The following is a 25,500-nucleotide window of genomic DNA, read 5'->3' on the forward strand; positions in this document are numbered from 1 at the left end:
GGGCTGCACGGGAAGGGGAGTCCATGGAGATCGTGCTCACCGGAGGAAGCGGGAAGCTCGGGCGGGTGGTCCTAGCGCACCTGCGCGAGGCGGGCCACCGCGTGTGGAGCCTGGACGTGGCGGGGGAGCGGGACCCCGGGTTCATCCGCACCGACCTCACCGACTACGGCCAGGTGGTGGACGCCTTCCTCGGGGTCGACGACCGCCATGACGGCATCGACGCCGTCGTCCACCTCGGCGCCATCCCGGCGCCCGGACTCGTTCCGGACGCCGCGACGTTCCGGAACAACATGCTGGCCACGTACAACGTGTTCCAGGCCGCCCGGCGCGCGGGCGTAAAGCGGATCGCCTACGCCTCGAGCGAGACCGTGCTCGGGCTGCCCTTCGACACCCCGCCGCCCTACATCCCCGTCGACGAGGAGTACGCCGCGCGGCCCGAGAGCACCTACTCGCTCGTGAAGCACCTCGAGGAGCAGATGGCGATCCAGCTGTGCCGCTGGGACCCGGAACTGAGCATCAGCGCGTTCAGGTTCTCCAACGTCATGGTGCCCGAGGACTACGCCGCCTTCCCGTCGTTCGACGCGGACCCGACGCAGCGGAAGTGGAACCTGTGGGGGTACATCGACGCCCGGGACGGCGCCCAGGCCGTCGAGCGGGCCCTGGAGTCGGCCCGGCCCGGCTTCGAGGCCTACATCATCGCTGCGGCCGACACAGTCATGTCGCGCAGCTCCGCCTCGCTCGCCGCCGAGGTCTTCCCCGGGGTCGAGGTGCGGGAGGGCCTGAGCGAGCACGAGACCCTGCTCGGGATCGACAAGGCGCGCAGGCTGCTCGGCTACGATCCGCGCCACTCCTGGCGCGACCACGTCTAGGCCGGAGGAGGGCCCGGGCGGCCTCCGCCGATCCGGGTCCTGAGACGCCGAGAGGGCCGGCAGCGAGTCGCTGCCGGCCCTCTTCAGGCTTCATCGATCACCGGCGCCCCGTGCGGGGCGCCCGGGAATCAGAGCGGGCGGACCTTGGCGGCCTGCAGGCCCTTGGGGCCCTGCTGGGTCTCGAACTCGACCTTCTGGCCCTCGAGGAGCTCGCGGTAGCCGTTCGATTCGATGGCGCTGAAGTGAACGAACACATCAGCCGAGTTGTCGTCGGGAGCGATGAAGCCGAAGCCCTTTTCGCTGTTGAACCACTTCACGGTGCCAGTTGTCATGACTGCCCTTTCGGGGTCGGTGCAGGCCCCGGCGGTCGGGACCTGATATGCAGCGGTGTTCGTAAAACCGCTAGCACGCACCGCACCCCGCCTCCGGCGGAGGCAGGAGCCGTACAGGCACAACGTGAAACACAACGACTACAGGTACAACGGTACAGGAGCGGGGCCCTTGGGGCGAGTGTCCACGCGTGCGCGCGATCCGCGCCGGCGAGTCTGCGCCGCACGCGCGTCAGTCGATCCCGAGCTCGATGTCCGGGTTCTCCTCTTCCTCCGCGTCGAGCTCGATCATCCGGCGCGGATCGTGCAGCGGGTCGAGCTCGTCCATGGTCTCCGGATTGTCGCTGGAGCCCTCCGGAGCCTGGCTGTCCCGGCCGTCGAGGGGCTCGGTGAGGTCATCGTCCTCGGTGTTGCCGAAGTCGAGGCTGTGGGTCATCATCTGTCCTCTCGCTGTTCCTGCATCAAATCTAGGCCGCCCGCGGCGGTCGCGACAGGGTCCCGGGAAGGCGCCTTAGCCGTTCCAGCGGTACTCGTTCTCGGGACGACCGGGCGCCCCGTACCGGGCCGAGCGGGTGACCTCCTTCGTCTCCGCGAGGTGCTCGAGGTACCGGCGCGCCGTCACCCGGGAGACCCCCACCGCCTCCGTGACCTCGGAGGCGGAGACGGGCGCCGCCTTTGCACGGAGGAAGTCCCGGACCGCCTCGAGCGTCCCCGCCGAGAGGCCCTTGGGCAGGGGCCGGGCCACCGGGGCGCGGAGGGCGGCCAGGGCCTCGTCCACGGCGGCCTGCGAGGCCGGGCCCGCGCCGTCCGCGAGCGCCTCCCGGTAGGCGCGGTAGTGCTCGAGCCGCTCGGCGAACGCGGCGAAGGTGAACGGCTTGATGAGGTACTGCACGACGCCGACAGAGATCGCCCGCCGCACGACCGGCAGCTCGCGCACCGCCGTGATCGCGATGATGTCCACCGGATGGCCCGCGGCCCGCATGCGCCGGCCCACGTCCAGCCCGTGCAGGTCCGGCAGGTTCATGTCCAGCAGGACCAGGTCCACGGGCTCCCCGGCGGCCGCGAGCTCGCCGGCCAGGCGCAGCGCCGACGCGCCGTCGCGCGCCGTCCCGGCATGGACGAATCCGGGGACGCGCTCCACGTACGCGGCGTGCGCCGCCGCCGCGATCGGCTCGTCCTCGACCACGAGCACCCGGATCCCGGAGGTGGCCGACCCCCGTCCCTTCGCCGCGCTCACGGGGTGTCCCCCTTCCTCGGGATCTCCACCGTGAACACCGCCCCGGCTCCGCCGGTGACGGCCAGGGTGCCGCCGAGGCGTTCGACGGACCGCTTCACGAGGGCGAGGCCGAGCCCGCGGCCCTGGCCGGCATGCGGCTTGGTCGAGTACCCGTAGCGCAGGATCTTCTCCGCCTCGCCTCCGGGCACGCCCGGCCCCGAATCGGCGACCTCGATCACGAGGGAGGCCCCGTGCTCGGCGATCTCGAGGGAGACCCAGCGGGGGGCGTCCCCCGCCGCTGCGGCGTCGATCGCGTTGTCCACGAGGTTGCCGACGATGGTCACCAGGTCTGCCGCCGCGAGGCCCGCCCCGGCGAGGGACGCGGTGGCCTCCGCGTCGAGCCGGACCCCCCGTTCGTTGGCCTGGGCCGCCTTGCCCATGATGAGGGCGGCGAGGACCGGCTCGTCGATCGAGACGACGAGCTCATCGGCGAGGGACTGGCTCAGCTGCAGGTCCTCGGTCGCGAAGGCCAGGGCCCGGTCCGTCTGGCCCAGCTCGAGGAGCGAGACGATGGTGTGCAGCCGGTTGGCGTGCTCGTGCGTCTGGCTCCTGAGCGCGTCGGAGAGGGTGCGCATCGTCTCGAGCTCGTTCCCGAGGGCCTCGATCTCCGTCTGGTCCCGCAGGGTCGCCACCGAACCGAGGACGCGGCTGCGCCGGCCCTCCTGGGAGATAGCCGGCTCCTGGTTCACCACGAGGACCCGCTCGTCGGTCACGTGGATCTCGTCGCGGGCCGTCCGGCCGCTCGCGAGCAGCTCGCGCAGGCTGCCCGGGATGCCGAGCCGGCTCAGGGCCGGAGGCGCGGGGAGCGCACGGCGCGGGGCGCGGGGCCAGCGCGAGGTGCGGGGGCCGGCGCCGTCCGCCTCCTGTTCCTCCGGGAGGCCGAGGAGCCGGGAGGCCTGGTCGTTCCGGATCACCACGCGGCCTCTGGCGTCGACGAGGAGGACCCCCTCGCGGACCGAGTGCAGCACCGACTCGTAGTAGGCGAAGAGCTGGCCGAGCTGCTCGGGCCCGTAGCCGCGCGTCACCCGCTTGAGGTACCGGCCCACGCCGAGGGAGCCGAGGGAACCGAGGGCGAGCACGACGGCGGCGATCGCCAGGAGCGCGGGCAGCCGGCCGGCGACGGCGACCTCGATGGCGCTCACGGTCACGCCCGCCGCGACCATCCCGATGACCCTGCCGCCGTCTGTGATCGGGGCGATCGTGCGCACGGAGGGCCCCAGGGTCCCCTCGACCTCCTCGGTGAACGGGTGCCCCGCGAGCGCCTGGTCGATGCTCCCGATGTACTTGCCGCCGATCTGGGACGGGTCCGGGTGCGTCCACCGCGTCCGGTCCGGGGCCATGATCGTGATGAAGTCCAGGCCGGCATCGGCCATGACCCTCTTCGCGTACGGCTGCAGGACGGAGGAGGGGTTGACCTGTGCGGCACCGCGGGCCGCGTCCACCACGAAGGGGCTGTCGGCAAGGGCCGAGGCCACGGCCAGGGTGCGGCGCCCGGCCTGGTCGTGCGTCTGGTCCCGCGCGTCGACGTACATGGCCGTCCCCATGAAGCCCGTGAGCACGATGACGGCGAGCACGAGGGTCCAGAGCATCCGGGCGGCCAGGCTCAGCGGGCGCATCGGATTCCTCTCATCCTCCAGTGACCAATATGACCGCAACGGTGAGGTCTGTCACAGCGTCATCCACAGTGGGATGTGAACCGGCCCACCCCGGGCCCGAAGTCAAGGTATCAACGAAGGAGCTCTCCGTGGCAATGTCGCCAACGGCACCCGATGCGGCGCCCGTGAAGAAGAAGGTCGACCGCACCCATTGGCTCTACATCGCCGTCGTCATCGCCGTGGTCCTCGGCGTGGCGGTCGGCCTGATGTTCCCCGGCAAGGACGGGTTCGCGGCCAACCTCAAGCCCCTCGGCGACGGGTTCGTGGCCCTGATCAAGATGATGATCTCCCCGGTCATCTTCTGCACGATCGTCCTCGGCATCGGCTCGATCGCGAAGGCCAAGACGGTCGGGAAGGTCGGCGGCCTCGCGCTGCTGTACTTCATGGTCATGAGCACGTTCGCGCTCGGCATCGGCCTCGTGGTGGGCAACCTCGTCCACCCGGGTCAGGGCCTCAACCTCAAGGACGCGACCTACAAGGCGACGCAGTCCGCGGACACGACCGACTTCCTCCTCGGCATCATCCCCAAGTCCCTGCTCTCCTCGCTCACGGCAGGCGACGTCCTCCAGACGCTCTTCGTGGCCCTGCTCGTGGGCTTCGCGCTCCAGCGCATGGGCCGCACCGGCCGGCTGCTGCTCGACTTCATCGCGCAGGCCCAGGCCCTCGTGTTCCGGATCCTGATCATGATCATGTGGGTCGCGCCCATCGGCGCGTTCGGCGCGATCGCCGCCGTGGTCGGCGCGACGGGCTGGAAGGCCGTCCTCAGCCTCGCGACGCTCATGATCGCCTTCTACATCACGTGCATCCTGTTCATCGTGGTGGTCCTCGGCACGATCCTCAAGGTCGTCTCCGGCGTGAACATCTTCAAGCTCATGAAGTACCTCGGCCGCGAGTACCTCATCATCGTCTCGACGTCCTCCTCCGAGGCCGCCCTGCCGCGCCTCATCGCCAAGATGGAGCACCTCGGCGTGTCCAAGCCGGTGGTCGGCGTCACCGTGCCCACGGGCTACTCCTTCAACCTCGACGGCACGGCGATCTACCTGACGATGGCCTCCCTGTTCATCGCCAGCGCGATGGGCCAGCCGCTCGCCCTCGGGGAGCAGATCGGGCTGCTCGTGTTCATGATCATCGCCTCCAAGGGCGCAGCGGGCGTCTCCGGCGCCGGCCTCGCCACCCTCGCCGGCGGCCTCCAGGCCCACGCCCCGCAGCTCGTGGGCGGCGTGTCCTTCATCGTCGGCATCGACCGCTTCATGTCCGAGGCCCGCGCCCTGACCAACTTCACCGGCAACGCGGTGGCCACGGTCCTCATGGGGACGTGGACCAAGGAGATCGACGCCGCGCAGGTGACCGAGGTGCTCTCCGGCCGCAGCCCGTTCGACGAGACCACCATGATCGCCGACCACGGCCACGGCGACGGCGGCGAGCTCTCGGTCGGGGCCACCGGCGCCGGCGCCGAGGAGGAGCTCGTCCGCGCCTGATCTGCCGCCGCCGGACCCCGCGCACGACGCCGGGCGGGTCGCCTCCGCGAGGGGCCCCGCCCGGCGTCGTGCCCGCCTTCCGCGAGGCGAACCTTGAAGTTCAAGTTGAGGGTGAGGCGCGCCCGGGGGCCGATTGTCAAGGTCCGCACAATGCATGTCGCCCGTGTGTAGGCTGGTGAGCCAAGGACGCCGTAGGTACGCGAATCGCCGCCAACGAATCGAAAGTGTGGATGGACACGTGAGCACAGAGCAGAGCGCAGCGACTCTGGACGGCATCTCCGGCTCCCTCGAGGGAACGGAGGGCACGGTGGAGCTCGGACCCACGGGCCGGCCCCTGCACACGTTCCAGGTCCCCGCGCCGCTGAGTTCGCACGGGCCGGCCCGGATCATCGCGATGGTCAACCAGAAGGGCGGCGTGGGCAAGACGACGTCGACCATCAACCTGGCCGCCGCGCTCGCGGAGTACGGCCGGAAGGTCCTGCTCGTCGACTTCGATCCCCAGGGCGCCCTCTCCGCCGGGCTCGGCATCAACCCTCACGAGCTCGACACCACGGTGTACAACGTGATGATGGACCGCCACGTGGACGTCCGGCAGGCCATCCGCAGCACGGAGGAGCCCAACGTGGACCTCCTTCCGGCCAACATCGACCTCTCCGCCGCCGAGGTCCAGCTCGTCACCGAGGTGGCCCGGGAGCAGGTCCTCGCGAGCGCGCTGCGCAAGGTCGAGGACGAGTACGACGTCATCCTCATCGACTGCCAGCCCTCCCTCGGCCTCCTCACCGTCAACGCGCTCACTGCCGCGCACGGCGTGGTCATCCCGCTCATCTGCGAGTTCTTCGCGCTGCGCGCCGTGGCCCTGCTCGTCGAGACCATCGAGAAGGTCCAGGACCGCCTCAACCCGCGCCTCGTCGTGGACGGCGTGCTCGCCACGATGTACGACGCCCGCACCCTGCACAGCCGCGAGGTGCTCGCGCGCCTCGTCGAGGCCTTCGGCGACAAGGTCTTCGAGACCGTCATCAAGAGGACCATCAAGTTCGCCGACGCCACGGTGGCCGCGGAGCCGATCACCCGGTACGCGTCCAACCACCCGGGCGCCGAGGCGTACCGCAGCCTGGCCCGCGAGCTCGTGGCCCGCGGTGGAGCTCCCTGATCCCGAGCCGGCCGACGCCGCACCGGGTGCGGGCGGCTTCGAGGTCCGCCTCGAGAACTTCACCGGACCGTTCGACCTGCTGCTCGGGCTCATCGCCAAGCACCGCCTCGACATCACCGAGGTGGCCCTGGCGACCGTCACCGACGACTTCATCGCCTACACCCGGGCGCTCCAGGCGAAGGGCGAGGACTGGGCGCTCGACGAGGCCAGCGAGTTCCTCGTCATCGCCGCGACGCTGCTCGACCTCAAGGCCGCCCGGCTCCTGCCCCAGGGCGCGGTCGAGGACGAGGAGGACGTGGCCCGGCTCGAGGCCCGCGACCTCCTCTTCGCCCGCCTCCTGCAGTACCGCGCCTTCAAGGAGATCGCAGGGATCTTCGCCGCAACCCTCGACGCCGAGGCGCGCCGCTTCCCGCGCTCGGTGACCCTCGAGCCGGCCTTCGCCGCCCTGCTCCCCGAGCTCGTGTGGCGGCACACGCCGGAGCAGTTCGCCGCCCTCGCGGCGAAGGCCTTCGCGCCCAAGGAGGCCCCGCCCAGCGAGGTCGGGACGGAGCACCTGCACGCCCCGCCGGTGAGCGTGCGCGAGCAGGCCGAGCTGATCGGCCTGCGGCTGCAGGGCTCCGGCCCGCTGAGCTTCCGCGCCCTGACGGCGGATGCCGAGTCCCGGCTCGTCGTGGTGGCGCGGTTCCTGGCCCTGCTGGAGCTGTTCCGCGACCGGGCCGTGGCCTTCGAGCAGGCGGCGCCGCTCGCCGAGCTGAGCGTGCGCTGGACCGCCGGCGGGGACTGGAGCGCCGAACGGGTGAGCGAGGAGTACGAGGATGCCTCAGACAGGGAGGGACAGCATGCAGCCGGCTGACCCGGCGGTCCGCGCGGCGCTCGAGGCCGTGCTCATGGTTGTCGACGAGCCGATCAGCGCGGCCGAGCTCGCGGCCACCCTCGAGGTGCCCCAGCAGGACGCCGAGGACGCGCTCGAGGAGCTCGCCGCCGAGTACGCCCGGCAGGGGAGGGGCTTCGAACTCCGCGCGGTCGCCGGCGGGTGGCGGTTCTACTCGCGCCCCGAGTACGCGGACATCGTCTCCCGGTATGTGCTCGAGGGCCAGACCGCCCGCCTGACCCAGGCGGCGCTCGAGACCCTCGCCGTGATCGCCTACCGGCAGCCCGTGGGCCGCTCCCGCGTCGCGGCGATCCGCGGCGTCAACGTGGACTCGGTGGTGAAGACGCTCGTGACCCGCGGCCTCGTCGAGGAGGCCGGCACCGACCCCGAGTCGGGAGCGATCCTGTACCGGACGACGTCGTACTTCCTGGAGCGGCTCGGCATCGGCTCCGTCGCGGAGCTGCCCAAGCTCTCGCCGCACCTGCCCGGGCTCGACGAGCTGGGCGGGATCGACGCCCCCTTCTGAGCCCGGGAGGGCCGGGAGGGCCGGGAGGGCCGATCCGGTATCCTTGACGGGGGCATTCGCCCACTTTCTACCACCAACGCAGCCCCGGACGGGCTGCTTCATACTGCAGAGGCATTGGTTATGGCACAGGCGGGACGCCAGGGTTCACCACGCAACGGGGACAACCCCCGCAGGAACAGCGCGCGCGGCAGCGCGGCGCGCGGAGGCGCCAAGGGCGCCCCGAAGGGCGCGGCGCGCAAGCGCGGCGAGCGCCCCACCCCCAAGGGGACGGGGGCGGCGCCCTTCGCCAACGAACGCTTCGGCAGGAGGCTCGGCCCGGTGGACCGCGCCGGCCAGGGCGCGCCGCGCAGGTCGCCCTCGCCGCTGCCCGCCCACGAGCCGCGCACCCGGGCCCAGATGGCCGAGGAGGGCGTGCGCCTGCAGAAGGTCATGGCCAACGCGGGCGTCGCCTCGCGCCGGGTGTGCGAGGAGCTCATCGCGGAGGGCCGCGTCGAGGTCAACGGGCAGATCGTGACGGAGCTCGGCACCCGGGTCAACCCGGAGACGGACGTCATCCACGTGGACGGGGTCCGCGTGCAGACCGACGAGCACCTCGTCTACATGGCGTTCAACAAGCCCCGCGGCGTGGTCTCCACGATGGACGACCCCGAGGGCCGCCCGTGCATCACGGACTACCTGCGCCCGGGCTCGCCCGAGCGCCTCTTCCACGTGGGCCGGCTCGACACGAACACCGAGGGCCTGCTGCTGCTGACCAACGACGGCGAGCTCGCCAACCGCCTCACCCACCCCTCCTACGAGGTCCCCAAGACCTACGTCGTGCAGGTCCGCGGCCCCATGCCCCAGGGCATCGGCGCCCAGCTGCGCCGCGGCGTCGAGCTCGAGGACGGCCTCGCGAAGGTCGACTCGTTCCGGCTCGTGGACTCCACGCCCGGGTTCGTGCTGGTCGAGGTGGTCCTGCACTCGGGCAAGAACCGGATCGTCCGCCGCATGTTCGACGCCGTGGGCTTCCCGGTCCAGCGGCTCGTCCGGGCCAAGATCGGTCCGATCGGGCTGGGCGACCAGAAGCAGGGCACGATCCGCCGGCTCGGCAAGCAGGAGATCGGGCACCTCATGGCCTCTGTGGGCCTGTAGGGGGAGAGCATGTCCGCAACACACCTCCACGGCCCGGTCGTGGTCATCGGCACCGGGCTGCTCGGAACGAGCATCGGCCTCGGGCTCGAGCACCGCGGCGTCCCGGTCTTCCTCGAGGACACCTCGCCCACCAACCAGGCCGTCGCCGTCGACATCGGCGCGGGGCGGCCCATCGCGGAGTTCGAGGCGGACCGCGGGGCCCAGCCGGAGCTCGTGGTGGTGGCCACGCCGCCGGACGTGGCCGTCGACGTCGCCGCGGGCGCCCTCCAGCGGTGGCCGCGCGCCGTCGTCGTCGACATCGCGAGCGTCAAGGGCGCCATCGTGCGCGGGCTGCGGGAGCGCGGCTCGGACCTGGGCCGCTACGTCGGGACGCACCCCATGGCGGGCCGCGAGAAGTCCGGGCCCGTCGCGGCCAGGGGCGAGCTCTTCACGTCCATGCCCTGGGTCGTGTGCACGGCCCCCGAGTCCGATCCCGGCGCGGTCCGCCTCGCCAAGGCCCTCGGCTCGGACCTCGGCGGCATCGTCGTCGAGCTGGACGCCGACGAGCACGATGAGGCGGTCGCGCTCGTGAGCCACCTGCCCCAGGTCATGTCCTCCCTGCTGGCCTCGCGCCTGCAGGGCACCGACCTGCGGCTGCTGGCCCTCGCGGGCAACGGGCTGCGCGACACGACGCGCATCGCCGCGAGCGATCCGGGCCTCTGGGTGCAGATCCTCGGGGCGAATGCGTCCAAGATCGTCCAGCACCTGTACGGTGTGCGCGAGGACGTCGAACGCCTCATCCGCACCCTCGAGGCCCCCACGGCCCCGGGGGCGCGGCTCGACCTGGCCCAGCTCATGACCGAGGGCAATGCGGGCCAGGCGCGGATCCCGGGCAAGCACGGCGGGCCGCCGCAGGCGTTCGCATGGCTCACGGTCCTGGTCGACGACAGGCCCGGGCAGATCGCCAGGCTCCTCACGGAGATCGGCGAGATCGGGGTCAACCTCGAAGACCTGCGCCTCGACCACTCGTCGGGGCGGAACGTGGGCATGGTGGAGATCTCGGTGCTGCCGAGCAAGCACGACGCCCTGGTGGCGGAACTGGAGGAGCGCGGATGGCGGGTACTGCAATGAGCGAGCAGGAGACGGGGCAGGACGTGGCACGGTCCACGGAGCTCCATTCCCTCAGCACGGCGCAGGGCACTTCCGTGCGCTATATGCCCGCGCCCGGCGCCGAGCCGCTGCGGCTGGGGCGGCCTCTCGTCGTGGCGATCGACGGCCCGAGCGGCTCGGGGAAGTCGAGCGTCTCGAAGGAGGTGGCGCGCCGGCTCCGGCTCGCCTACCTCGACACCGGCGCCATGTACCGCGCGGTCGCGTGGGACTGCCTCGAGCGGGGCCTGGACCTCTCCGACGGCGCGCTCGTGGAGGCCGCGGCCCGCAGCCTCAACCTCGAGCTGAGCACGAGCCCCGCCACCGAGCGGGTCCGCGTGCGCGGCGTGGACGTGACCGCGGCGATCCGCGAGCCCCGCATCTCGGCCTCGGTGAGCGCCGTCGCGACGAATCTCGGCGTGCGGGACGAGCTCATCCGCCGCCAGCGCGCGATCATCGCGGCCCACGGCCGGCGCATGGTCGTCGAGGGCCGGGACATCACCACCGTGGTCGCGCGCGACGCCGAGGTGCGGCTCCTGCTCACCGCCTCCGAGGAGGCCCGGATGCGCCGCCGCGGGGCCCAGCTCGGGGGCACCCAGAACGCCGAGGAGCTGCATGAGCAGGTCGTCGCCCGGGATGCCAAGGACTCGGCGGTGGCCAGCTTCACCCAGGCCGCCGACGGCGTCTTCACCGTCGACTCCTCCGACCTCGACTTCGACCAGACCGTCGACGCCGTCCTCGGCGTCGTGCACGCGGCCGTGAGCCGCCCGGCCGGCGCGTGAGCCCGGCCCCCTGACACCCTTCAAGGAGACCCCCATGACCGATTCCCTGGACACCGGGACCGCCGGCGCCGCCGGGAACGACGAGTACGTGCCCGAGGGCGCCGACCAGGTCGCCGAGCATCTCGCGGCGATGGACGACGCCGAGGCGGACCAGCGCGCAGCGACCCTGCGCGCGGGCCTGGACGACTACGACCTGGACGAGGAGGACGCGCGCCTCCTCGCGGACCAGGGCGAGGACTGGGACGCGGACACCCCGACCCGGATGGACCCCGTCCTGGCGATCATCGGCCGCCCCAACGTGGGCAAGTCCACGCTCGTCAACCGCATCCTGGGCCGCCGCGAGGCGGTCGTCGAGGACGTCCCCGGCGTCACGCGCGACCGCGTCTCCTACCCCGCGGAGTGGACGGGACGGAAGTTCACCCTCGTGGACACGGGCGGCTGGGAGCGCGACGCCAAGGGCCTGCACGCGATGGTCGCCGAGCAGGCCGAGGTCGCGGTGAGCATGGCGGACGCCGTCCTGTTCGTCGTCGACGCCACGGTCGGGGCGACGGCCACCGACGAGGCCGTCATGCGCATGCTGCGCAAGTCCAAGAAGCCCGTGCTGCTCGTGGCGAACAAGGTGGACGACTTCGCCCAGGAGGCCGACGCCTCCATGCTGTGGGGGCTCGGATTCGGCCAGCCGTATCCCGTCTCGGCCCTTCACGGCCGCGGCGTGGCGGACCTGCTCGACGCCGCGCTCGAGGTCCTGCCCGAGTTCTCGGCGATCGCGGGCGTCGAGCGTTCGGGCGGCCCCCGGCGCGTCGCGCTCATCGGCCGGCCCAACGTGGGCAAGTCTTCGCTCCTGAACAAGCTCGCCGGTTCCGAGCGGTCCGTGGTGAACGAGCTCGCCGGCACCACCCGGGACCCGGTCGACGAGTACATCGAACTCGGCGGCCGGACGTGGCGCTTCGTGGACACCGCGGGCATCCGCCGCCGGCAGCACATGGCCCAGGGCGCCGAGTACTACGCGTCCCTGCGGACGCAGGCCGCGCTCGAGAAGGCGGAGGTCGCCGTCGTGCTCCTCGCCTCGGACGAGGTGCTCTCCGAGCAGGACGTGCGCATCCTCTCGCTCGCGATCGAGTCCGGGCGGGCCCTCGTCATCGCGTTCAACAAGTGGGACCTCATGGACGACGAGCGCCGCCGCTGGCTCGAGCGCGAGATCGAGAAGGACCTCGCCCACGTGGAGTGGGCGCCCCGCGTCAACCTCTCCGCGAAGACCGGCTGGCACCGCGACCGCCTCGTGCCCGCGCTCGACAAGGCCCTCGCCGGCTGGGACACCCGCATCCCGACCGGCCGGCTCAATGCGTTCCTCGGCGAGCTCGTCGCTGCCCACCCGCACCCGGTGCGCGGGGGCAAGCAGCCGCGCATCCTCTTCGGCACCCAGGCCCAGAGCCGGCCGCCGAAGTTCGTCCTCTTCACCACCGGGTTCCTCGACCCGGGCTACCGCCGCTTCATCACGCGCCGCCTGCGCGAGACGTTCGGCTTCGAGGGCACTCCGATCGAGATCAGCATGCGCGTGCGCGAGCGCCGCTCGAAGAAGAAGTAGGCCCCGCACGACGCCGGTGGGTTGCCCCCAGAGGGCGGCCCACCGGCGTCGTGCTTTCTCCGCCCATACCGTGTCCCGTGGCAGCCGCGGCGGAGGCGCGCCGGGCGCCGCTCGATTCGCGCCGATCGCCCCGTTCGGATATGCTGGAGCGGTTGCTTCGCCGGGCGTGAGAGCGTCAGGCGCGGGCGATGTTCGGGCTGTAGCGCAGCTTGGTAGCGCACTTGACTGGGGGTCAAGGGGTCGCAGGTTCAAATCCTGTCAGCCCGACCGGCAGGGACCCGATCCGCGGAAGCGGATCGGGTCCCTTTCTCGTTGGGCGCCGTCGGATCCGCCCGGGAGCGCCACGTTTCCGACCGTGGACAACGATCCGATCGCCGTGGCGCACATCCAGATCAACCTCTTCTGCGACGATGTGCCGGCCTGCCTCGGCTTCTACCGGTCCCTGGGCCTTCCCGAGGTGTTCCGCTTCCCGGCGAGCGGTGCCGTCGAGCACGCGGAGGTGGACGCGGCCGGCACGCGGCTGGGGCTCACGTCCGCCGCGGCTGCCAACCGGATCGCCGGCCTCGGAGTGGGCACGGGCGGCGGACGGTCTTCCGAGGTGGTGCTCTGGTCGCAGGACGTCGACGGGCTGTTCGCGCGCGCCGTCTCTGCGGGCGCGGCCGCCGTCGCCGGCCCCATGGACTCGCCGGACGGCCGGCTCCGGTACGCCTGGGTCCTGGACCCGGCCGGGCACCAGGTCAAGCTCGTCCAGGCGCGCTGAGGCCGGCGGCAGCGCGAGGGCGAGGAATACGCCTGCACCGGCCGGCAGTTGTCGCCCGTGTGAAGGCCTTCGGATTCCTCTCGTTCGGACACTACGCGCAGGTGCGCGGCTCGCAGACCGGCAGCGCGGCGGACATGATCCGCCAGGCCGTCGACCTGGGCGTGGGCGCGGACGAGCTCGGCGTCAACGGCGCCTACTTCCGCGTCCACCACTTCGCGCCGCAGCAGGCCGCACCCGTGCCGCTCCTCAGCGCGATCGCCGCCAGGACCGCGCGCATCGAGGTCGGCACCGGCGTGATCGACATGCGCTACGAGAACCCCCTGTACCTCGCCGAGGAGCTGGCCGCCCTCGACATCATCAGCGCCGGCCGGATCGCGATCGGCGTCAGCCGGGGCTCGCCTGAACCCGCCCTGCGCGGCTACGAGGCGTTCGGCTACACGGGGGCGCAGGATCCGCGGGGCGCCGACCTCGCCCGGGCCCACTTCGAGCTGTTCCTCAAGGCGATCGACGGCGAGGGCATCGCGCCGGCGGACCCGCGGCAGGCGCCGCCCGGGACCCTGCTCCCCGTCGAGCCGCACTCGCCGGGCCTGCGCGAGCGGATCTGGTGGGGGAGCGGCACCCGTGCCACGGCGGAATGGACCGGGAGGCTGGGGCTGAACCTCATGAGCTCGACCCTGCTCACCGAGGCCACGGGCGTGCCCTTCCACGAGCTCCAGCGGGACCAGATCGATGCCTACCGGGCCGCCTACAGGGAGGCGGGGCACACGCGTCCGCCGCGCGTCTCGGTCAGCCGCAGCATCTTCCCGATCGTGAACTCGAAGGACGCGATGTACTTCGGCCGGCGCACGGACTCCGACCAGATCGGCATCATCGACGGCTTCCAGTCCACCTTCGGCAAGACCTACGCGGCCGAGCCGGACGAGCTCGTCGAGCAGCTGCGGGCGGACTCGGCCGTCATGGCCGCCGACACCGTGATGCTGACCATCCCGAACCAGCTCGGGGCCGAGTACAACCTCCACATCCTGGAGGCCTTCGCGGAGCACGTGGCCCCGGAGCTCGGCTGGAAGCCCAACACGGAAGGCCCCGTCGCCGGCGATCCGGTCGGCTGAGCGCGCGTTCCGGCGCGTGTCGGTCCCTCATCGCTGGCCGTCCGGGCGCGCCCGGGCTAGCGTGTGCGGCATGGCAGACATCCTCCTGTTCCACCACGCGCTCGGCCTCACTCCCGGGGTGGCGTCCCTCGCGGACACCCTGATCCGCAACGGCCACACCGTGACGACGCCGGACCTGTTCGAGGGCAGGATGTTCGCGACGATCGACGAGGGGGTCGCGCACGCGCGCGAGATCGGCTTCGACGAGATCATGGCCCGCGGGGAGCGCGCGGCCTCGTCCCTGCCGCAGGACCTCGTCTACATGGGCCTCTCGCTCGGCGTGCTGCCCGCGCAGAAGCTCGCCCAGACCCGCGCGGGAGCGCGCGGCGCCGTCTTCTTCTACTCGTGCGTGCCGGCCGAGGAGTTCGGCGGCCCGTGGCCCGCCGGCGTCCCGCTCCAGGTCCACGGCGCCGAGCAGGACCCGATCTTCATGGAGGAGGGCGACGTCGACGCCGCCCGCGCGATCGTCGCCGGGGCACCGGACGCGGAGCTCTTCCTCTATCCGTCCACCGCCCACTACTTCGCGGACTCGACCCAGACGGGCTTCGACGCAGCCTCGGCCTCGCTCGCGGTGGACCGCGTCCTCGCCTTCCTCGAGCGGATCTGAGCCCTCGACAGGATCGGGGCCGCTGTCGGCGGCGGCGCCCGGCTACTTGAGGAACTTGGAGGTGCGGCGGTCGGCGAGCGGCTTCCCGCCCGTCTGGCAGGTGGGGCAGTACTGCAGGGCGCTGTCCGCGAACGAGACCTCCAGGATCGTGTCCCCGCACACCGGGCACGGCTCGCCCGCCCGGCGGTGCACGCGCATGATCCGGCGCTTCTCGTCCTTGAGCTCGTCGGGCGGATGGCCGCGGTCCTCCTCGATCGCCTCGGTGAGGACCCGGCGCATCGTCGTGTAGAGCCGCGCAGTCGCGTCGTCGTCGAGGGTCGAGGCGATCGCGAACGGCGAGATCTTCGCGGCGTGCAGGATCTCGTCGCTGTAGGCGTTGCCGATGCCCGCGATGATCTTCTGGTCCCGGAGCAGCCCCTTGACCTGCTTGCGGTGATGCAGGAGCTTCCGGAAGGCCTCGAGGGTGAAGTCCTCCGCGAGCGGCTCGGGGCCGAGGTCGGCGAGGGCGGGCACGTCCTCGAGCCGGCGGACGATGTGCACGGAGAGCCGCTTCCACGTCCCCGCCTCGGTCAGGTCGATCCCGGTCTCCTGCCCGTCGCGCACGAACCCGAACCGCGCCGCGACGTAGCCCTTTCCGCGGGGTGGCGCCGCCTTCGGCACCTCGTCGGTCACCCGCACCCACCCGCCCAGGGCGAGATGGACGACGACGGCGAGCGGGCCGGCGTCGACCGCGCCGCCGCCGGACCCTGCGTCCTCGGCCGGGAGCGGCTCGGTGACCAGGACGAGGAACTTGCCGCGGCGGCCCACAGAGTCGACCCGTCGTCCCACGAGAGCGGTGTACGGGGGATCGGCGGTCTTGAGCGCGTTGATGGCCCCGATCCGGACCTGCTCGATGACCGCTCCGGCCAGGCGCTGGTCGAGGTACTCGGCCAGCGCGGTGACCTCCGGCAGTTCCGGCATGGGACCCCTCCTGACCTGGCATGGACTGCTCGTGCTCCATCGTGGCAGGAAACGGCCCCCGGCGCAGCGGGCCGTGGCGAATCGGCGCGGTGTGCTTGTGCCTATACTTTCAGCGATACCGCACCCAGAGGCCTGCCGGGCATGCCCGCCGGCCTCGACGTCGACGAAAGGCGAGCCCCATGAGCAAGGTCCCCGCGGAGCTGTCCTACACGGCCGAGCACGAGTGGGTCTCGACTGAGCCCGGAGACGGCGTGGTGCGCATCGGCATCACCGACTTCGCCCAGGATGCCCTCGGCGACGTGGTCTACGTCCAGATGCCGGAGGTCGGCACGGAAGTGAGCGCCAACGGCGTCGTCGGCGAGGTCGAGTCGACCAAGAGCGTCAGCGACATCTACGCCCCCGTCGGCGGGACCGTCGTCGCGCGGAACGAGGCCCTGGACTCCGATCCGGCGCTCGTGAACTCCGACCCCTACGGCGAAGGCTGGCTGTTCGAGGTCCGCCTCGCCGACGACGCGCAGACGGAGAGCCTCCTCAGTGCCGCCGAGTACGAGCAGCAGGTAGGGTAGAAGTCTGATTCCGGGACTGTTCAGGAGGAACTGATGGTGAGCCACGAGCGCCGGGACGTCGGCGCCGACGAGGTGACGCAGCGTCAGGAATCGGCGTCCGAGACGACGTCGATCCACATGCCGCCGATCCATGCCGACACGACGATCGCACCTGCGCTGAGCGCCGAGGAGGCCAAGGCAGTCGCCGCGCTGCCCTACGGTTCGGCGCTGCTCATCGCGCATGCCGGGCCCAACTCGGGCGCACGGTTCCTGCTCGACTCGGATGTCACGACCGCGGGACGCCATCCGAACGCGGACATCTTCCTCGACGACGTGACCGTCTCGCGCCGCCACGCCGAGTTCAGGAGGGTGGGCCGCGGCTTCGAGGTGGTCGACGCCGGGAGCCTCAACGGAACCTACGTCAACCACGACCGGGTCGACCAGGTCGCGCTGCGCAACGGTTCGGAGGTGCAGATCGGCAAGTTCCGGCTCACCTTCTACCTCAGCCCCGCACAGAGCCCGGTGCGGCCTACCGCCTGAGAGGCGGATCCATGGCAGCTGCTCAGCCTGAGCGCAAGGGGGCCACGGCCCTGAACATCGGTGAGGTCCTGGCCACCCTGGCCGAGGACTTTCCCTCGATGACGGCCTCCAAGATCCGCTTCCTGGAGGACAAGGGGCTCATTGCGCCGCACCGCACGCCCTCGGGCTACCGGCAGTACAGCGACGGCGACGTGGAGCGTCTCCGCTTCATCCTGGCCCTCCAGCGCGACCAGTACCTGCCGCTGAAGGTCATCAAGGACTATCTCGATGCCGTCGACCGCGGCGAGCGGCCCGAGGCGCTTCCCGGCGGGGTGAGCATCGCCCCGCGCGCCGTCTCGGACGAGCTCAGTGCCCAGCTGGGCGGCGCGCGTCCGCGCTCCCTCGGCGAGGCGCAGCTGCGGGCGGAATCAGGGGCGAGCGCGGACCTCGTGGAGGCCATGGCCACGTTCGGGCTCATCACCGCCGAGGATGGCCGGTACGACGAGCACGATCTCGCCGTGGCCCGCTCCTGCGTCGCGCTCGCGGACCACGGCCTCGAGCCCCGGCACCTGCGGCCCTTCCAGACGACCGCGGAGCGCGAGGTGGCGCTGATCGAGCGCGCCGTGGCGCCGAGCGCGTCGCGGCGGGACTCCGCCTCCCGCGTGCGGGCCGCCGAGGAGGCGCGCGAGCTGGGTGAGCTGTTCCTGACCCTGCACCGTGCACTGGTCCACGGGCTGATCTCGAGGATGGATGGCTGATGATCGAGGTAGAAGTCGTAGGTGTCCGCATCGAGCTGCCCTCGAACCAGCCCCTGGTGCTCCTGAAGGAGGCCCACGGCGAGCGGCACCTGCCGATCTGGATCGGCACCGCGGAGGCCAGCGCCATCGCTCTGGCCCAGCAGCACGTCGTGCCGCCCCGGCCGCTGACCCACGACCTCCTCGTGAGCGTCGTGCACAGCCTGGGCCGGCAGATCGTCAGCGCGACCATCGTGGCGGTCGAGGACAGCGTCTTCTACGCTCAGCTCGGGTTCGACGACGGCACCACGGTGGAGTCGAGGGCCTCAGACGCCCTCGCCGTGGCCCTGCGGGTCAACTGCCGCATCTGGTGCGCGGACGCGGTCCTCGAGGAGGCCGGCGTCCAGCTGGCCGAGGGCAGCGACGGCACCGAGGAGGGTGCCAGCGCCGAGGAGGAGGAGACCGAGATGCGCCGCTTCCGCGAGTTCCTCGCGGACGTGGAGCCGGAGGACTTCGACGAGTGAGCGGCTCCGCCGTGCGCCACTCGCGCGGCGGAGCCCGACACGCCCCCACCGCCGGAGGCGATGTCTTTGATTTCGTTCCCCGACGGTTCTAACGTCGTTAGAGACAAGCTCCCATTGCTTCCCCGATGGCCACAGGCGACACTGGAAGGTGGACCCGAGTGTAATTACACGAGGGGCACTTTCGAGGCAGGCTGGCGGGGACTGCGATTCCCCCAGGGGAGCTGTGAAGGAGGGTTTAGTGAGTCCCAAGCGCGAGCACGGAGATCTCAGGCATATTTCCGGCACGGGCACCGAGGCGCCGACCGGCACTCAGGGCCTCCTCTTCGATGACGACCTCCCCGCACTGGACGAGGAGGCCGGCTACCGCGGGCCCACCGCGTGCAAGGCCGCCGGGATCACGTACCGCCAGCTCGACTACTGGGCCCGCACAGGCCTCGTCGAGCCCACCGTGCGCGGGGCAGCCGGCAGCGGCTCCCAGCGCCTCTACGGCTTCCGCGACATCCTCGTCCTCAAGGTGGTCAAGAGACTGCTCGACACCGGCGTGTCGCTCCAGCAGATCCGCAGCGCCGTCGGGCACCTGCGGGAGCGCGGCGTCGAAGACCTCGCACAGATCACGCTGATGAGCGACGGCGCGTCCGTGTACGAGTGCACCTCGGCCGATGAGGTCATCGACCTCGTCCAAGGAGGACAGGGCGTGTTCGGCATTGCAGTGGGACGCGTGTGGCGCGAGGTGGAGGGGAGCCTCGCCGAGCTTCCGAGCGAGCACGCCGCCGACCAGACGTTTCCCGGGGATGAGCTGAGCAAGCGCCGCGCCGCGCGCAGGACGGGCTGAGTCACCTCCTCCCCGCATCCCGACGTCGAGGGGCCGCCACCTACGGGTGGCGGCCCCTCGACGTCTCTGAGCGGGTGTCCCTGCCGCGGGCGGTCCTACCGTGCGACGCGGGGACGGAGCTCGCGCCCCTGCTTGACGACCGAGCCGAGCAGCTCGTCATACAGCGCGGCGGTACCGCGGGCGGCCTCCCCGGGCCAGTGGTGCACCGCATGGGCGGCGCCCTGGATCTGCTGCCAGTTGGCCACCTCGGGAATCTGGGGGTTCAGCAGGAGCGTGCCGAACATCTGCTTCATCTCCTCGAGCCGGTAGCTGTGCTCGGTCGAGGAGGGGCGGACCCGATTGGCGACGATCCCGGCGGGGGCGAGCTTGGGGGCGTACTCCTGCTTGAAGAGCTGGATGGCGCGCAGCGTGCGCTCGGTGCCGGCCACGGAGAACAGGCCGGGCTCGGCGACGAGGAGCACGCGGTTGCTCGCGGCCCAGGCCATGCGCGTGAGGCCGTTGAGCGAGGGCGGGCAGTCGATGAGCACGAGGCCGTAGCCCTCGAGGCCGTGGAGCACCGTGGTCAGCCGGCGGAGGTCCCGGCGCCCCAGGTCCGGCCGGTCGTAGATGCCGCTCAGCGAACCGCCGTAGGCCACGTTGAGCACCCGGTTCTGCTGGCCGTTCAGGGCTGCGGCGCGCCGCACCCACGGGCTCGCCACGACGTTGTCCTCGAGGAAGACCCGCTTGGGGGCCTTGAGCAGCCGCCCCACCTCGAGCTCGCGGTCGGGGTTCACACCGAGCGCGGTCGAGGCGTCAGCATGCGGGTCGAGGTCGACCACGAGGGTGGGGATCCCGGCCGCGAGGGCGGCCGACGCCAGCCCCGTTGTCACCGAGGTCTTCCCGACCCCGCCCTTCAGGCTGCTGATACTGACTACTTGCACGTGAGATCCACTATCTATCCGCTGGCCGACCGTTCCATCCTAAAGGGAAGCGGGCAGCCGCCCCGGCCACGCCACGGCCGGCGACCGCCCGCGCTCGCGCCGCGTCCACGTGGCGGGACGTTACATCCGTGATTCAAGACACAGCACATTGCCCTGCTACTTTGCTGGCATAGACACTAGGCACCACCTAGACAATCCTGCGTTGCGACAACAGGAGTCCCATGTTCTCCAAGATTCTGGTAGCGAACCGCGGTGAAATCGCCATCCGCGCGTTCCGTGCGAGCTACGAGCTCGGTGCCAAGACGGTGGCCGTGTTCCCCCACGAAGACCGCAACTCGATCCACCGGCAGAAGGCAGACGAGGCCTACCTCATCGGCGAGGAGGGCCATCCGGTCCGGGCCTACCTCGATGTGGACGAGATCGTCCGCGTCGCCAAGGAAGCCGGTGCAGATGCCATCTACCCCGGCTACGGCTTCCTCTCGGAGAACCCGGAGCTGGCGCGCGCGGCCGCGGCGGCGGGCATCACCTTCGTGGGCCCTCCCGCCGATGTGCTCGAGCTGGCCGGCCACAAGGTCCACGCCCTCCAGGCTGCACGCAAGGCGGGCATCCCGGTGCTCAAGTCCTCCGCGCCCAGCTCTGACGCCGACGAGCTGATCGCGGCCGCGGACGAGATCGGGTTCCCGATCTTCGTCAAGGCCGTGGCGGGCGGCGGCGGGCGCGGCATGCGCCGCGTGGACACGCGCGAGGCCCTTCCCGAGTCCCTCAGCGCGGCAATGCGCGAGGCGGACGCCGCGTTCGGCGATCCGACCGTGTTCCTCGAGCAGGCCGTCCTGCGCCCGCGCCACATCGAGGTCCAGGTCCTGGCCGACGGCGAGGGCAACGTGGTCCACCTCTTCGAGCGCGACTGCTCCCTGCAGCGCCGGCACCAGAAGGTCATCGAGATCGCGCCTGCCCCGCAGCTCGACGACTCGATCCGCCAGGCCCTCTACGCGGACGCCATCAAGTTCGCCAAGGCCCTCGGCTACGTCAACGCGGGCACCGTCGAGTTCCTCGTCGACACCGTCGGCGAGCGGGCCGGCCAGCACGTGTTCATCGAAATGAACCCGCGCATCCAGGTCGAGCACACCGTCACGGAGGAGGTCACCGACGTCGACCTCGTCCAGGCGCAGCTGCGCATCGCCTCGGGGGAGACGCTCGAGGACCTCGGGCTCACCCAGGACCGCATCCACCTCAAGGGTGCCGCGCTCCAGTGCCGCATCACCACCGAGGACCCGGCCAACGGCTTCCGCCCCGACGTCGGGAAGATCACCGGCTACCGCTCGGCGGGCGGCGCCGGGGTGCGGCTCGACGGCGGCACGATCTACCAGGGCGCAGAGATCAGCCCGCACTTCGACTCGATGCTCGTCAAGCTCACGTGCCGCGGCCGCGACTACGCGACCGCCGTGAAGCGTGCGCGCCGGGCCCTGGCCGAGTTCCGCATCCGCGGGGTCTCCACGAACATCCCGTTCCTGCAGGCCGTGCTCGACGACGAGGACTTCGTGGCCGGCAACGTCGCGACGTCGTTCATCGACGAGCGGCCCGAACTGCTCAAGGCCCGCTCCTCCGCGGACCGCGGCACGAAGCTGCTCACGTGGCTCGCGGACGTCACCGTCAACAAGCCCAACGGCGAGCTGAAGGTCCACGCGGCCCCGCAGGAGAAGCTGCCGAAGGTCGACCTGGCGGACGCTCCGGCCGGGTCCCGGCAGAAGCTGCTCGAGCTCGGTCCCGAAGGCTTCGCCAAGGCCCTGCGCGAGCAGAACGCGGTGGCGGTCACGGACACGACCTTCCGTGACGCGCACCAGTCGCTCCTCGCAACCCGCGTGCGCACCCGCGACCTCGTCGCGGCCGGCCCCGCGGTCTCGGTGCTCACCCCCGAGCTGCTCTCGGTCGAGGCCTGGGGCGGGGCGACGTACGACGTCGCACTCCGCTTCCTCGGCGAGGACCCGTGGCAGCGCCTGGCCGCCCTGCGCGAGGCGATCCCGAACATCTGCCTCCAGATGCTCCTGCGCGGCCGCAACACCGTGGGCTACACGCCGTACCCCGAGGAGGTGACGGCCGCCTTCGTGAAGGAGGCGGCGGCCACCGGGATCGACATCTTCCGCATCTTCGACGCGCTCAACGACGTGAACCAGATGGCGCCCGCCATCAAGGCCGTCCGTGAGACGGGCACCGCGGTGGCCGAGGTGGTCCTGTGCTACACCGGCGACCTCCTCGACCCGGCCGAGGACCTCTACACGCTCGACTACTACCTCGGGCTCGCGCAGAAGATCGTCGACGCCGGCGCCCACATCCTCGCGATCAAGGACATGGCCGGACTCCTGCGCCCGGCCGCCGCGGCCAAGCTCGTGCGCGCCCTGCGGGAGCGCTTCGACCTGCCCGTGCACCTCCACACCCATGACACCGCGGGCGGCCAGCTCGCGACGCTGCTCGCGGCGGTGGAGGCCGGGGTCGACGCGGTCGACGTCGCCTCGGCGTCCCTGGCCGGCACCACGAGCCAGGTTCCGGCCTCCGCCCTCGTGGCCGCGCTCGCGCACACGCCCCGGGACACGGGCATCTCGCTGGAGAAGGTCAGCGCGCTCGAGCCGTACTGGGAGGCTGTGCGCCGCGTGTACGCCCCCTTCGAGTCGGGCCTCCCGGGTCCGACCGGGCGCGTGTACCGCCACGAGATCCCGGGCGGCCAGCTCTCCAACCTGCGCCAGCAGGCCATGGCCCTCGGCCTGGCCGAGCGGTTCGAGGCGATCGAGGACATGTACGCGGCCGCGGACCGCATCCTCGGCCGGCTGGTCAAGGTCACGCCGTCCTCCAAGGTCGTCGGCGACCTCGCCCTCCACCTGGTCGGACTCGGCGCGGATCCCGAGGAGTTCCGCGAGAACCCGCAGAAGTTCGACATCCCGGAGTCGGTCATCGGCTTCCTCAGCGGCGAACTCGGCGACCCGCCCGGCGGCTGGCCCGAGCCGTTCCGCACCAAGGCGCTCCAGGGGCGGACGGTCAAGGTGCGCGAGGAGAAGCTCTCCGCGGAGGACTCAGCGGCGCTGCAGGGCGATTCGGCGACGCGCCGTGCCACGCTCAACCGGCTCCTCTTCCCCGGCCCGACGAAGGACTACCTCGCGAACCGGGAAGCCTACGGCAACCTCTCGGTGCTCGACACGCGTGACTACCTCTACGGCCTCCAGCGCGGCCACGAGCACGTGATCGAGCTCGAGAGGGGCGTGCGGCTGATCGCGCAGCTCGAGGCCATCTCGGAGCCCGACGAGAAGGGCATGCGCACCGTCATCGCGACGCTGAACGGCCAGTCGCGGCCGGTCTCGGTCCGCGACCGTGCCGTGCAGAGCAACGTCAAGCAGGCGGAGAAGGCGGACGCGACCAATCCCGGCCACGTCGCCGCCCCGTTCGCCGGCGCGGTGACCGTCACGGCCAGGGAAGGTGACCTCGTCCAGGCTGGCGACTCCGTCGCGACGATCGAGGCCATGAAGATGGAGGCCGCCATCACCTCGCCGGTAGCCGGCAAGGTGGCCCGCGTGGTGGTCTCCGGAGTCGAGCAGGTCCAGGGCGGAGACCTCCTGCTGGTGGTCGGCGCCGAGTAGCCGCTGCGCGCCCCGCGCGCCCGGCCCCGTGTGCCGCCGCCCCGTCGCTGCCCGCAGGGCCGTGGCGGGGCGGCGGCTAGACTGGGCGCGATCCAGGACGGCGGCGGTCCGTGCCGCCGCCGTCCGCACCCACCCACGAGGCGAACGGGAGCCATGAGCGACAGCACGCCGAAGCCCGCACCGCGGCGCAGTCCATCCCAGGACGAGCCGGATTCCACCCAGGACGCCCCGGCGGCCGAGGACGGCGCGGGGGAGGCCGCCGCCGACTCGCAGGCCCCCAGGCCCAGCGCCGAGAATGCCGCCGCCCGCGGCCCGCTCGGGATCCTCTCCGTGCCGCTCGATCTGGGCTCCGTGCCGCCGGCACCCTCCGCGCCCCCAGCGGGGTGGCTCTCGGGCGGCGCGGCGACGGCCCCGGCGCCCGCGCCCGACGACCCCGCCGCGGTCCCGGGCCAGTCAGCGGCCTCGGCCGAGGTCGGCTACCAGCCCCGCGGATCCGAGCCGCACGGCCAGGACAGTGCGCAGGCCGCCGGCGGCGAGGCCCCGGCGGTGAGCGAGCGCCGCACGCGGGCCGAGGGACCGGAGTCCGCCACCTCCCTGACCTCCGACCGCCTCGTGGCGAAGAGCCCTGCGGCCCCGGTGGGCGGCTGGCGGCGCTGGCTGTACTTCGCGACGTTCGGCTACGTCAACGTCGGGGACTCGGACGCCGTCCGGTCGCAGCGCGCGCTCGAGCACCGCATTGCGGTGCGGCTGGGGGAGAAGACGCGCTACGTGCCCGTCCTGTCCCGCAAGGGCGGCGTCGGCAAGACGACGGTGACGACGCTGCTGGGCATGGCGCTGGCGGACCTGCGCGAGGACCGTGTGATCGCGATGGACGCCAACCCCGACCGGGGCACCCTCTCGGACCGGAACCCCGGGCGCGCCTCCCATACCGCCCGCCAGCTGGTCAAGGACCGCTTCGAGGTGAACTCCTTCGCCCAGCTGTCCAATTACACCGCCCGCGAGGGGTCACGGCTCGACGTCCTCGCCTCGGATGCGGACCCCATGGTCGCCCACGCCTTCAACGACGCGGACTACCGGGCCGTGACGGACATTCTCGGACGCTACTACTCGATTGTCCTCACCGACTCCGGCACAGGGATGGTCCACTCCGTCATGCAGGGGACGCTGGAGAAGGCCGACGCCGTCGTCCTCGTCTCCGGCGGAAGCGTCGACGAGGCGCGGCTCGCCTCCGAGACGCTGTCCTGGCTCGAGGCGCACGGACGTGACGACCTGGTGCGCAAGGCGATCGTGGTGGTCAACGTGTCCGCCGGCAACGGCACGCGGGTGAACGTGGACGAGATCGAGGACCACTTCCGCACGCGTGTGGGCCACGTGGTCCGCATTCCGCACGACCGGCATCTGGCCGAGGGCTCCCAGATCGAGTTCGCCAAGCTCGGCGCCGCGACGCGCGAGGCGGCGATCGAGCTCGCGGGCCTCGTCGTGGACCAGCTCACCGGCGACTGATCACAGCTCACCGGCGACTGATCACAGCGCGGCGGCCCCGGCCCTGGC

General features: G+C 71.7%; 25 protein-coding genes and 1 tRNA gene. 20 read left to right on the top strand and 6 right to left on the bottom strand.

Annotated elements, in window-relative coordinates; genetic code table 11:
- Positions 1–23 precede the first annotated feature (23 nt).
- Positions 24–869 (top strand): NAD-dependent epimerase/dehydratase family protein, encoded by an 846-nt coding sequence (locus tag SA2016_RS08715; protein ID WP_066497362.1) that lies wholly within the window; start codon positions 24–26, stop codon positions 867–869.
- A gap of 128 nt (positions 870–997) precedes the next feature.
- Here the strand turns inward: SA2016_RS08715 and SA2016_RS08720 are convergent, their stop codons facing one another.
- The 4 genes from SA2016_RS08720 to SA2016_RS08735 all read right to left on the bottom strand — a co-directional run bounded on the left by SA2016_RS08720 (position 998) and on the right by SA2016_RS08735 (position 4,090).
- Complete coding sequence (locus SA2016_RS08720) at positions 998–1,201, bottom strand: cold-shock protein (protein ID WP_066497363.1); 204 nt, start codon at positions 1,199–1,201, stop codon at positions 998–1,000.
- Between the two features lie 229 nt (positions 1,202–1,430).
- Positions 1,431–1,637: a hypothetical protein gene (locus SA2016_RS08725; RefSeq protein ID WP_066497365.1), complete on the bottom strand. Its 207-nt coding sequence runs from the start codon at positions 1,635–1,637 to the stop codon at positions 1,431–1,433.
- 72 nt (positions 1,638–1,709) lie between these two features.
- Positions 1,710–2,435: a response regulator gene (locus SA2016_RS08730; RefSeq protein WP_066497366.1), complete on the bottom strand. Its 726-nt coding sequence runs from the start codon at positions 2,433–2,435 to the stop codon at positions 1,710–1,712.
- On the bottom strand, positions 2,432–4,090 hold the full coding sequence (locus tag SA2016_RS08735) for a sensor histidine kinase (protein ID WP_066497368.1): 1,659 nt from the start codon (positions 4,088–4,090) through the stop codon (positions 2,432–2,434). The genes SA2016_RS08730 and SA2016_RS08735 overlap by 4 nt, the downstream gene beginning before the upstream one ends.
- A gap of 134 nt (positions 4,091–4,224) precedes the next feature.
- On the opposite strand from SA2016_RS08735, the gene SA2016_RS08740 reads away from it, so the two are divergent.
- From SA2016_RS08740 to SA2016_RS08795, 12 genes are all read left to right on the top strand, one after another.
- Entirely contained in the window at positions 4,225–5,607 is a 1,383-nt protein-coding gene (locus tag SA2016_RS08740; RefSeq protein ID WP_066497369.1) for a cation:dicarboxylate symporter family transporter, read from the top strand.
- A 238-nt stretch (positions 5,608–5,845) separates the two neighbouring features.
- Positions 5,846–6,757, top strand: coding sequence for a ParA family protein (locus tag SA2016_RS08745; RefSeq protein WP_066497371.1), 912 nt, complete (start codon positions 5,846–5,848; stop codon positions 6,755–6,757).
- On the top strand, positions 6,744–7,610 hold the full coding sequence (locus SA2016_RS08750; protein WP_066497373.1) for a segregation and condensation protein A: 867 nt from the start codon (positions 6,744–6,746) through the stop codon (positions 7,608–7,610). Before SA2016_RS08745 ends, SA2016_RS08750 begins: the two co-directional genes overlap by 14 nt.
- Entirely contained in the window at positions 7,597–8,154 is a 558-nt protein-coding gene (gene scpB, locus SA2016_RS08755; protein ID WP_066497374.1) for an SMC-Scp complex subunit ScpB, read from the top strand. Before SA2016_RS08750 ends, scpB begins: the two co-directional genes overlap by 14 nt.
- Positions 8,155–8,274: 120 nt before the next feature.
- Positions 8,275–9,285: a pseudouridine synthase gene (locus SA2016_RS08760; protein WP_066497375.1), complete on the top strand. Its 1,011-nt coding sequence runs from the start codon at positions 8,275–8,277 to the stop codon at positions 9,283–9,285.
- A 9-nt stretch (positions 9,286–9,294) separates the two neighbouring features.
- Entirely contained in the window at positions 9,295–10,395 is a 1,101-nt protein-coding gene (locus SA2016_RS08765) for a prephenate dehydrogenase (protein WP_066497377.1), read from the top strand.
- An 83-nt stretch (positions 10,396–10,478) separates the two neighbouring features.
- Positions 10,479–11,192 (top strand): (d)CMP kinase, encoded by a 714-nt coding sequence (gene cmk, locus SA2016_RS08770; protein WP_066502270.1) that lies wholly within the window; start codon positions 10,479–10,481, stop codon positions 11,190–11,192.
- Between the two features lie 34 nt (positions 11,193–11,226).
- Positions 11,227–12,777: a ribosome biogenesis GTPase Der gene (gene der, locus SA2016_RS08775; protein WP_066497380.1), complete on the top strand. Its 1,551-nt coding sequence runs from the start codon at positions 11,227–11,229 to the stop codon at positions 12,775–12,777.
- 193 nt (positions 12,778–12,970) lie between these two features.
- Positions 12,971–13,044 (top strand) — tRNA-Pro (locus SA2016_RS08780).
- A gap of 88 nt (positions 13,045–13,132) precedes the next feature.
- Positions 13,133–13,537 carry a VOC family protein gene (locus tag SA2016_RS08785; RefSeq protein WP_066497381.1) on the top strand — a complete coding sequence of 135 codons (405 nt, stop codon included), beginning with the start codon at positions 13,133–13,135 and terminating at the stop codon, positions 13,535–13,537.
- A gap of 59 nt (positions 13,538–13,596) precedes the next feature.
- Positions 13,597–14,646 (top strand): LLM class flavin-dependent oxidoreductase, encoded by a 1,050-nt coding sequence (locus SA2016_RS08790; RefSeq protein WP_066497383.1) that lies wholly within the window; start codon positions 13,597–13,599, stop codon positions 14,644–14,646.
- A 70-nt stretch (positions 14,647–14,716) separates the two neighbouring features.
- On the top strand, positions 14,717–15,292 hold the full coding sequence (locus SA2016_RS08795) for a dienelactone hydrolase family protein (protein ID WP_066497384.1): 576 nt from the start codon (positions 14,717–14,719) through the stop codon (positions 15,290–15,292).
- Positions 15,293–15,334: 42 nt separating this feature from the next.
- On the opposite strand, the gene SA2016_RS08800 is transcribed toward SA2016_RS08795, so the two are convergent.
- Positions 15,335–16,252 (bottom strand): Fpg/Nei family DNA glycosylase, encoded by a 918-nt coding sequence (locus tag SA2016_RS08800; protein WP_066497386.1) that lies wholly within the window; start codon positions 16,250–16,252, stop codon positions 15,335–15,337.
- Positions 16,253–16,431: 179 nt separating this feature from the next.
- On the opposite strand from SA2016_RS08800, the gene gcvH reads away from it, so the two are divergent.
- The 5 genes from gcvH to SA2016_RS08825 all read left to right on the top strand — a co-directional run bounded on the left by gcvH (position 16,432) and on the right by SA2016_RS08825 (position 19,406).
- On the top strand, positions 16,432–16,818 hold the full coding sequence (gcvH, locus tag SA2016_RS08805) for a glycine cleavage system protein GcvH (protein ID WP_066497387.1): 387 nt from the start codon (positions 16,432–16,434) through the stop codon (positions 16,816–16,818).
- Between the two features lie 33 nt (positions 16,819–16,851).
- Entirely contained in the window at positions 16,852–17,337 is a 486-nt protein-coding gene (locus tag SA2016_RS08810) for an FHA domain-containing protein (protein ID WP_066497388.1), read from the top strand.
- An 11-nt stretch (positions 17,338–17,348) separates the two neighbouring features.
- On the top strand, positions 17,349–18,074 hold the full coding sequence (ftsR, locus tag SA2016_RS08815) for a transcriptional regulator FtsR (RefSeq protein WP_066497390.1): 726 nt from the start codon (positions 17,349–17,351) through the stop codon (positions 18,072–18,074).
- Positions 18,074–18,574 carry a bifunctional nuclease family protein gene (locus tag SA2016_RS08820; RefSeq protein WP_066497392.1) on the top strand — a complete coding sequence of 167 codons (501 nt, stop codon included), beginning with the start codon at positions 18,074–18,076 and terminating at the stop codon, positions 18,572–18,574. Before ftsR ends, SA2016_RS08820 begins: the two co-directional genes overlap by 1 nt.
- 238 nt (positions 18,575–18,812) lie before the next feature.
- Positions 18,813–19,406, top strand: coding sequence for a MerR family transcriptional regulator (locus SA2016_RS08825; RefSeq protein WP_066497393.1), 594 nt, complete (start codon positions 18,813–18,815; stop codon positions 19,404–19,406).
- A gap of 95 nt (positions 19,407–19,501) precedes the next feature.
- Here the strand turns inward: SA2016_RS08825 and SA2016_RS08830 are convergent, their stop codons facing one another.
- Positions 19,502–20,326 (bottom strand): ParA family protein, encoded by an 825-nt coding sequence (locus SA2016_RS08830; RefSeq protein ID WP_066497394.1) that lies wholly within the window; start codon positions 20,324–20,326, stop codon positions 19,502–19,504.
- A 221-nt stretch (positions 20,327–20,547) separates the two neighbouring features.
- On the opposite strand from SA2016_RS08830, the gene SA2016_RS08835 reads away from it, so the two are divergent.
- Both SA2016_RS08835 and SA2016_RS08840 read left to right on the top strand, forming a co-directional pair.
- Positions 20,548–23,949 (top strand): pyruvate carboxylase, encoded by a 3,402-nt coding sequence (locus SA2016_RS08835; RefSeq protein ID WP_066497397.1) that lies wholly within the window; start codon positions 20,548–20,550, stop codon positions 23,947–23,949.
- Between the two features lie 153 nt (positions 23,950–24,102).
- The gene (locus SA2016_RS08840; protein WP_066497399.1) at positions 24,103–25,452 is read left to right on the top strand and encodes a MinD/ParA family ATP-binding protein; all 1,350 of its coding nucleotides are present in this window, start codon (positions 24,103–24,105) and stop codon (positions 25,450–25,452) included.
- Positions 25,453–25,500: the final 48 nt, after the last annotated feature.

It is taken from the genome of Sinomonas atrocyanea, from assembly GCF_001577305.1.
In the GTDB taxonomy this organism is placed as follows: Bacteria; Actinomycetota; Actinomycetes; order Actinomycetales; family Micrococcaceae; genus Sinomonas; species Sinomonas atrocyanea.

Excerpts from the sequence above, each read along its gene's own strand:
- ftsR (WP_066497390.1), top strand. The coding sequence starts at position 17,349 with ATGGCAGCTGCTCAGCCTGAGCGCAAGGGGGCCACGGCCCTGAACATC.
- SA2016_RS08765 (WP_066497377.1), top strand. The coding sequence starts at position 9,295 with ATGTCCGCAACACACCTCCACGGCCCGGTCGTGGTCATCGGCACCGGG.
- SA2016_RS08800 (WP_066497386.1), bottom strand. The coding sequence starts at position 16,252 with ATGCCGGAACTGCCGGAGGTCACCGCGCTGGCCGAGTACCTCGACCAG.
- der (WP_066497380.1), top strand. The coding sequence starts at position 11,227 with ATGACCGATTCCCTGGACACCGGGACCGCCGGCGCCGCCGGGAACGAC.
- SA2016_RS08725 (WP_066497365.1), bottom strand. The coding sequence starts at position 1,637 with ATGATGACCCACAGCCTCGACTTCGGCAACACCGAGGACGATGACCTC.
- SA2016_RS08835 (WP_066497397.1), top strand. The coding sequence starts at position 20,548 with ATGTTCTCCAAGATTCTGGTAGCGAACCGCGGTGAAATCGCCATCCGC.
- cmk (WP_066502270.1), top strand. The coding sequence starts at position 10,479 with ATGCCCGCGCCCGGCGCCGAGCCGCTGCGGCTGGGGCGGCCTCTCGTC.
- SA2016_RS08740 (WP_066497369.1), top strand. The coding sequence starts at position 4,225 with ATGTCGCCAACGGCACCCGATGCGGCGCCCGTGAAGAAGAAGGTCGAC.
- SA2016_RS08795 (WP_066497384.1), top strand. The coding sequence starts at position 14,717 with ATGGCAGACATCCTCCTGTTCCACCACGCGCTCGGCCTCACTCCCGGG.
- SA2016_RS08715 (WP_066497362.1), top strand. The coding sequence starts at position 24 with ATGGAGATCGTGCTCACCGGAGGAAGCGGGAAGCTCGGGCGGGTGGTC.
- SA2016_RS08735 (WP_066497368.1), bottom strand. The coding sequence starts at position 4,090 with ATGCGCCCGCTGAGCCTGGCCGCCCGGATGCTCTGGACCCTCGTGCTC.
- SA2016_RS08720 (WP_066497363.1), bottom strand. The coding sequence starts at position 1,201 with ATGACAACTGGCACCGTGAAGTGGTTCAACAGCGAAAAGGGCTTCGGC.
- SA2016_RS08760 (WP_066497375.1), top strand. The coding sequence starts at position 8,275 with ATGGCACAGGCGGGACGCCAGGGTTCACCACGCAACGGGGACAACCCC.
- scpB (WP_066497374.1), top strand. The coding sequence starts at position 7,597 with ATGCAGCCGGCTGACCCGGCGGTCCGCGCGGCGCTCGAGGCCGTGCTC.
- SA2016_RS08820 (WP_066497392.1), top strand. The coding sequence starts at position 18,074 with ATGATCGAGGTAGAAGTCGTAGGTGTCCGCATCGAGCTGCCCTCGAAC.
- SA2016_RS08840 (WP_066497399.1), top strand. The coding sequence starts at position 24,103 with ATGAGCGACAGCACGCCGAAGCCCGCACCGCGGCGCAGTCCATCCCAG.
- SA2016_RS08810 (WP_066497388.1), top strand. The coding sequence starts at position 16,852 with ATGGTGAGCCACGAGCGCCGGGACGTCGGCGCCGACGAGGTGACGCAG.
- gcvH (WP_066497387.1), top strand. The coding sequence starts at position 16,432 with ATGAGCAAGGTCCCCGCGGAGCTGTCCTACACGGCCGAGCACGAGTGG.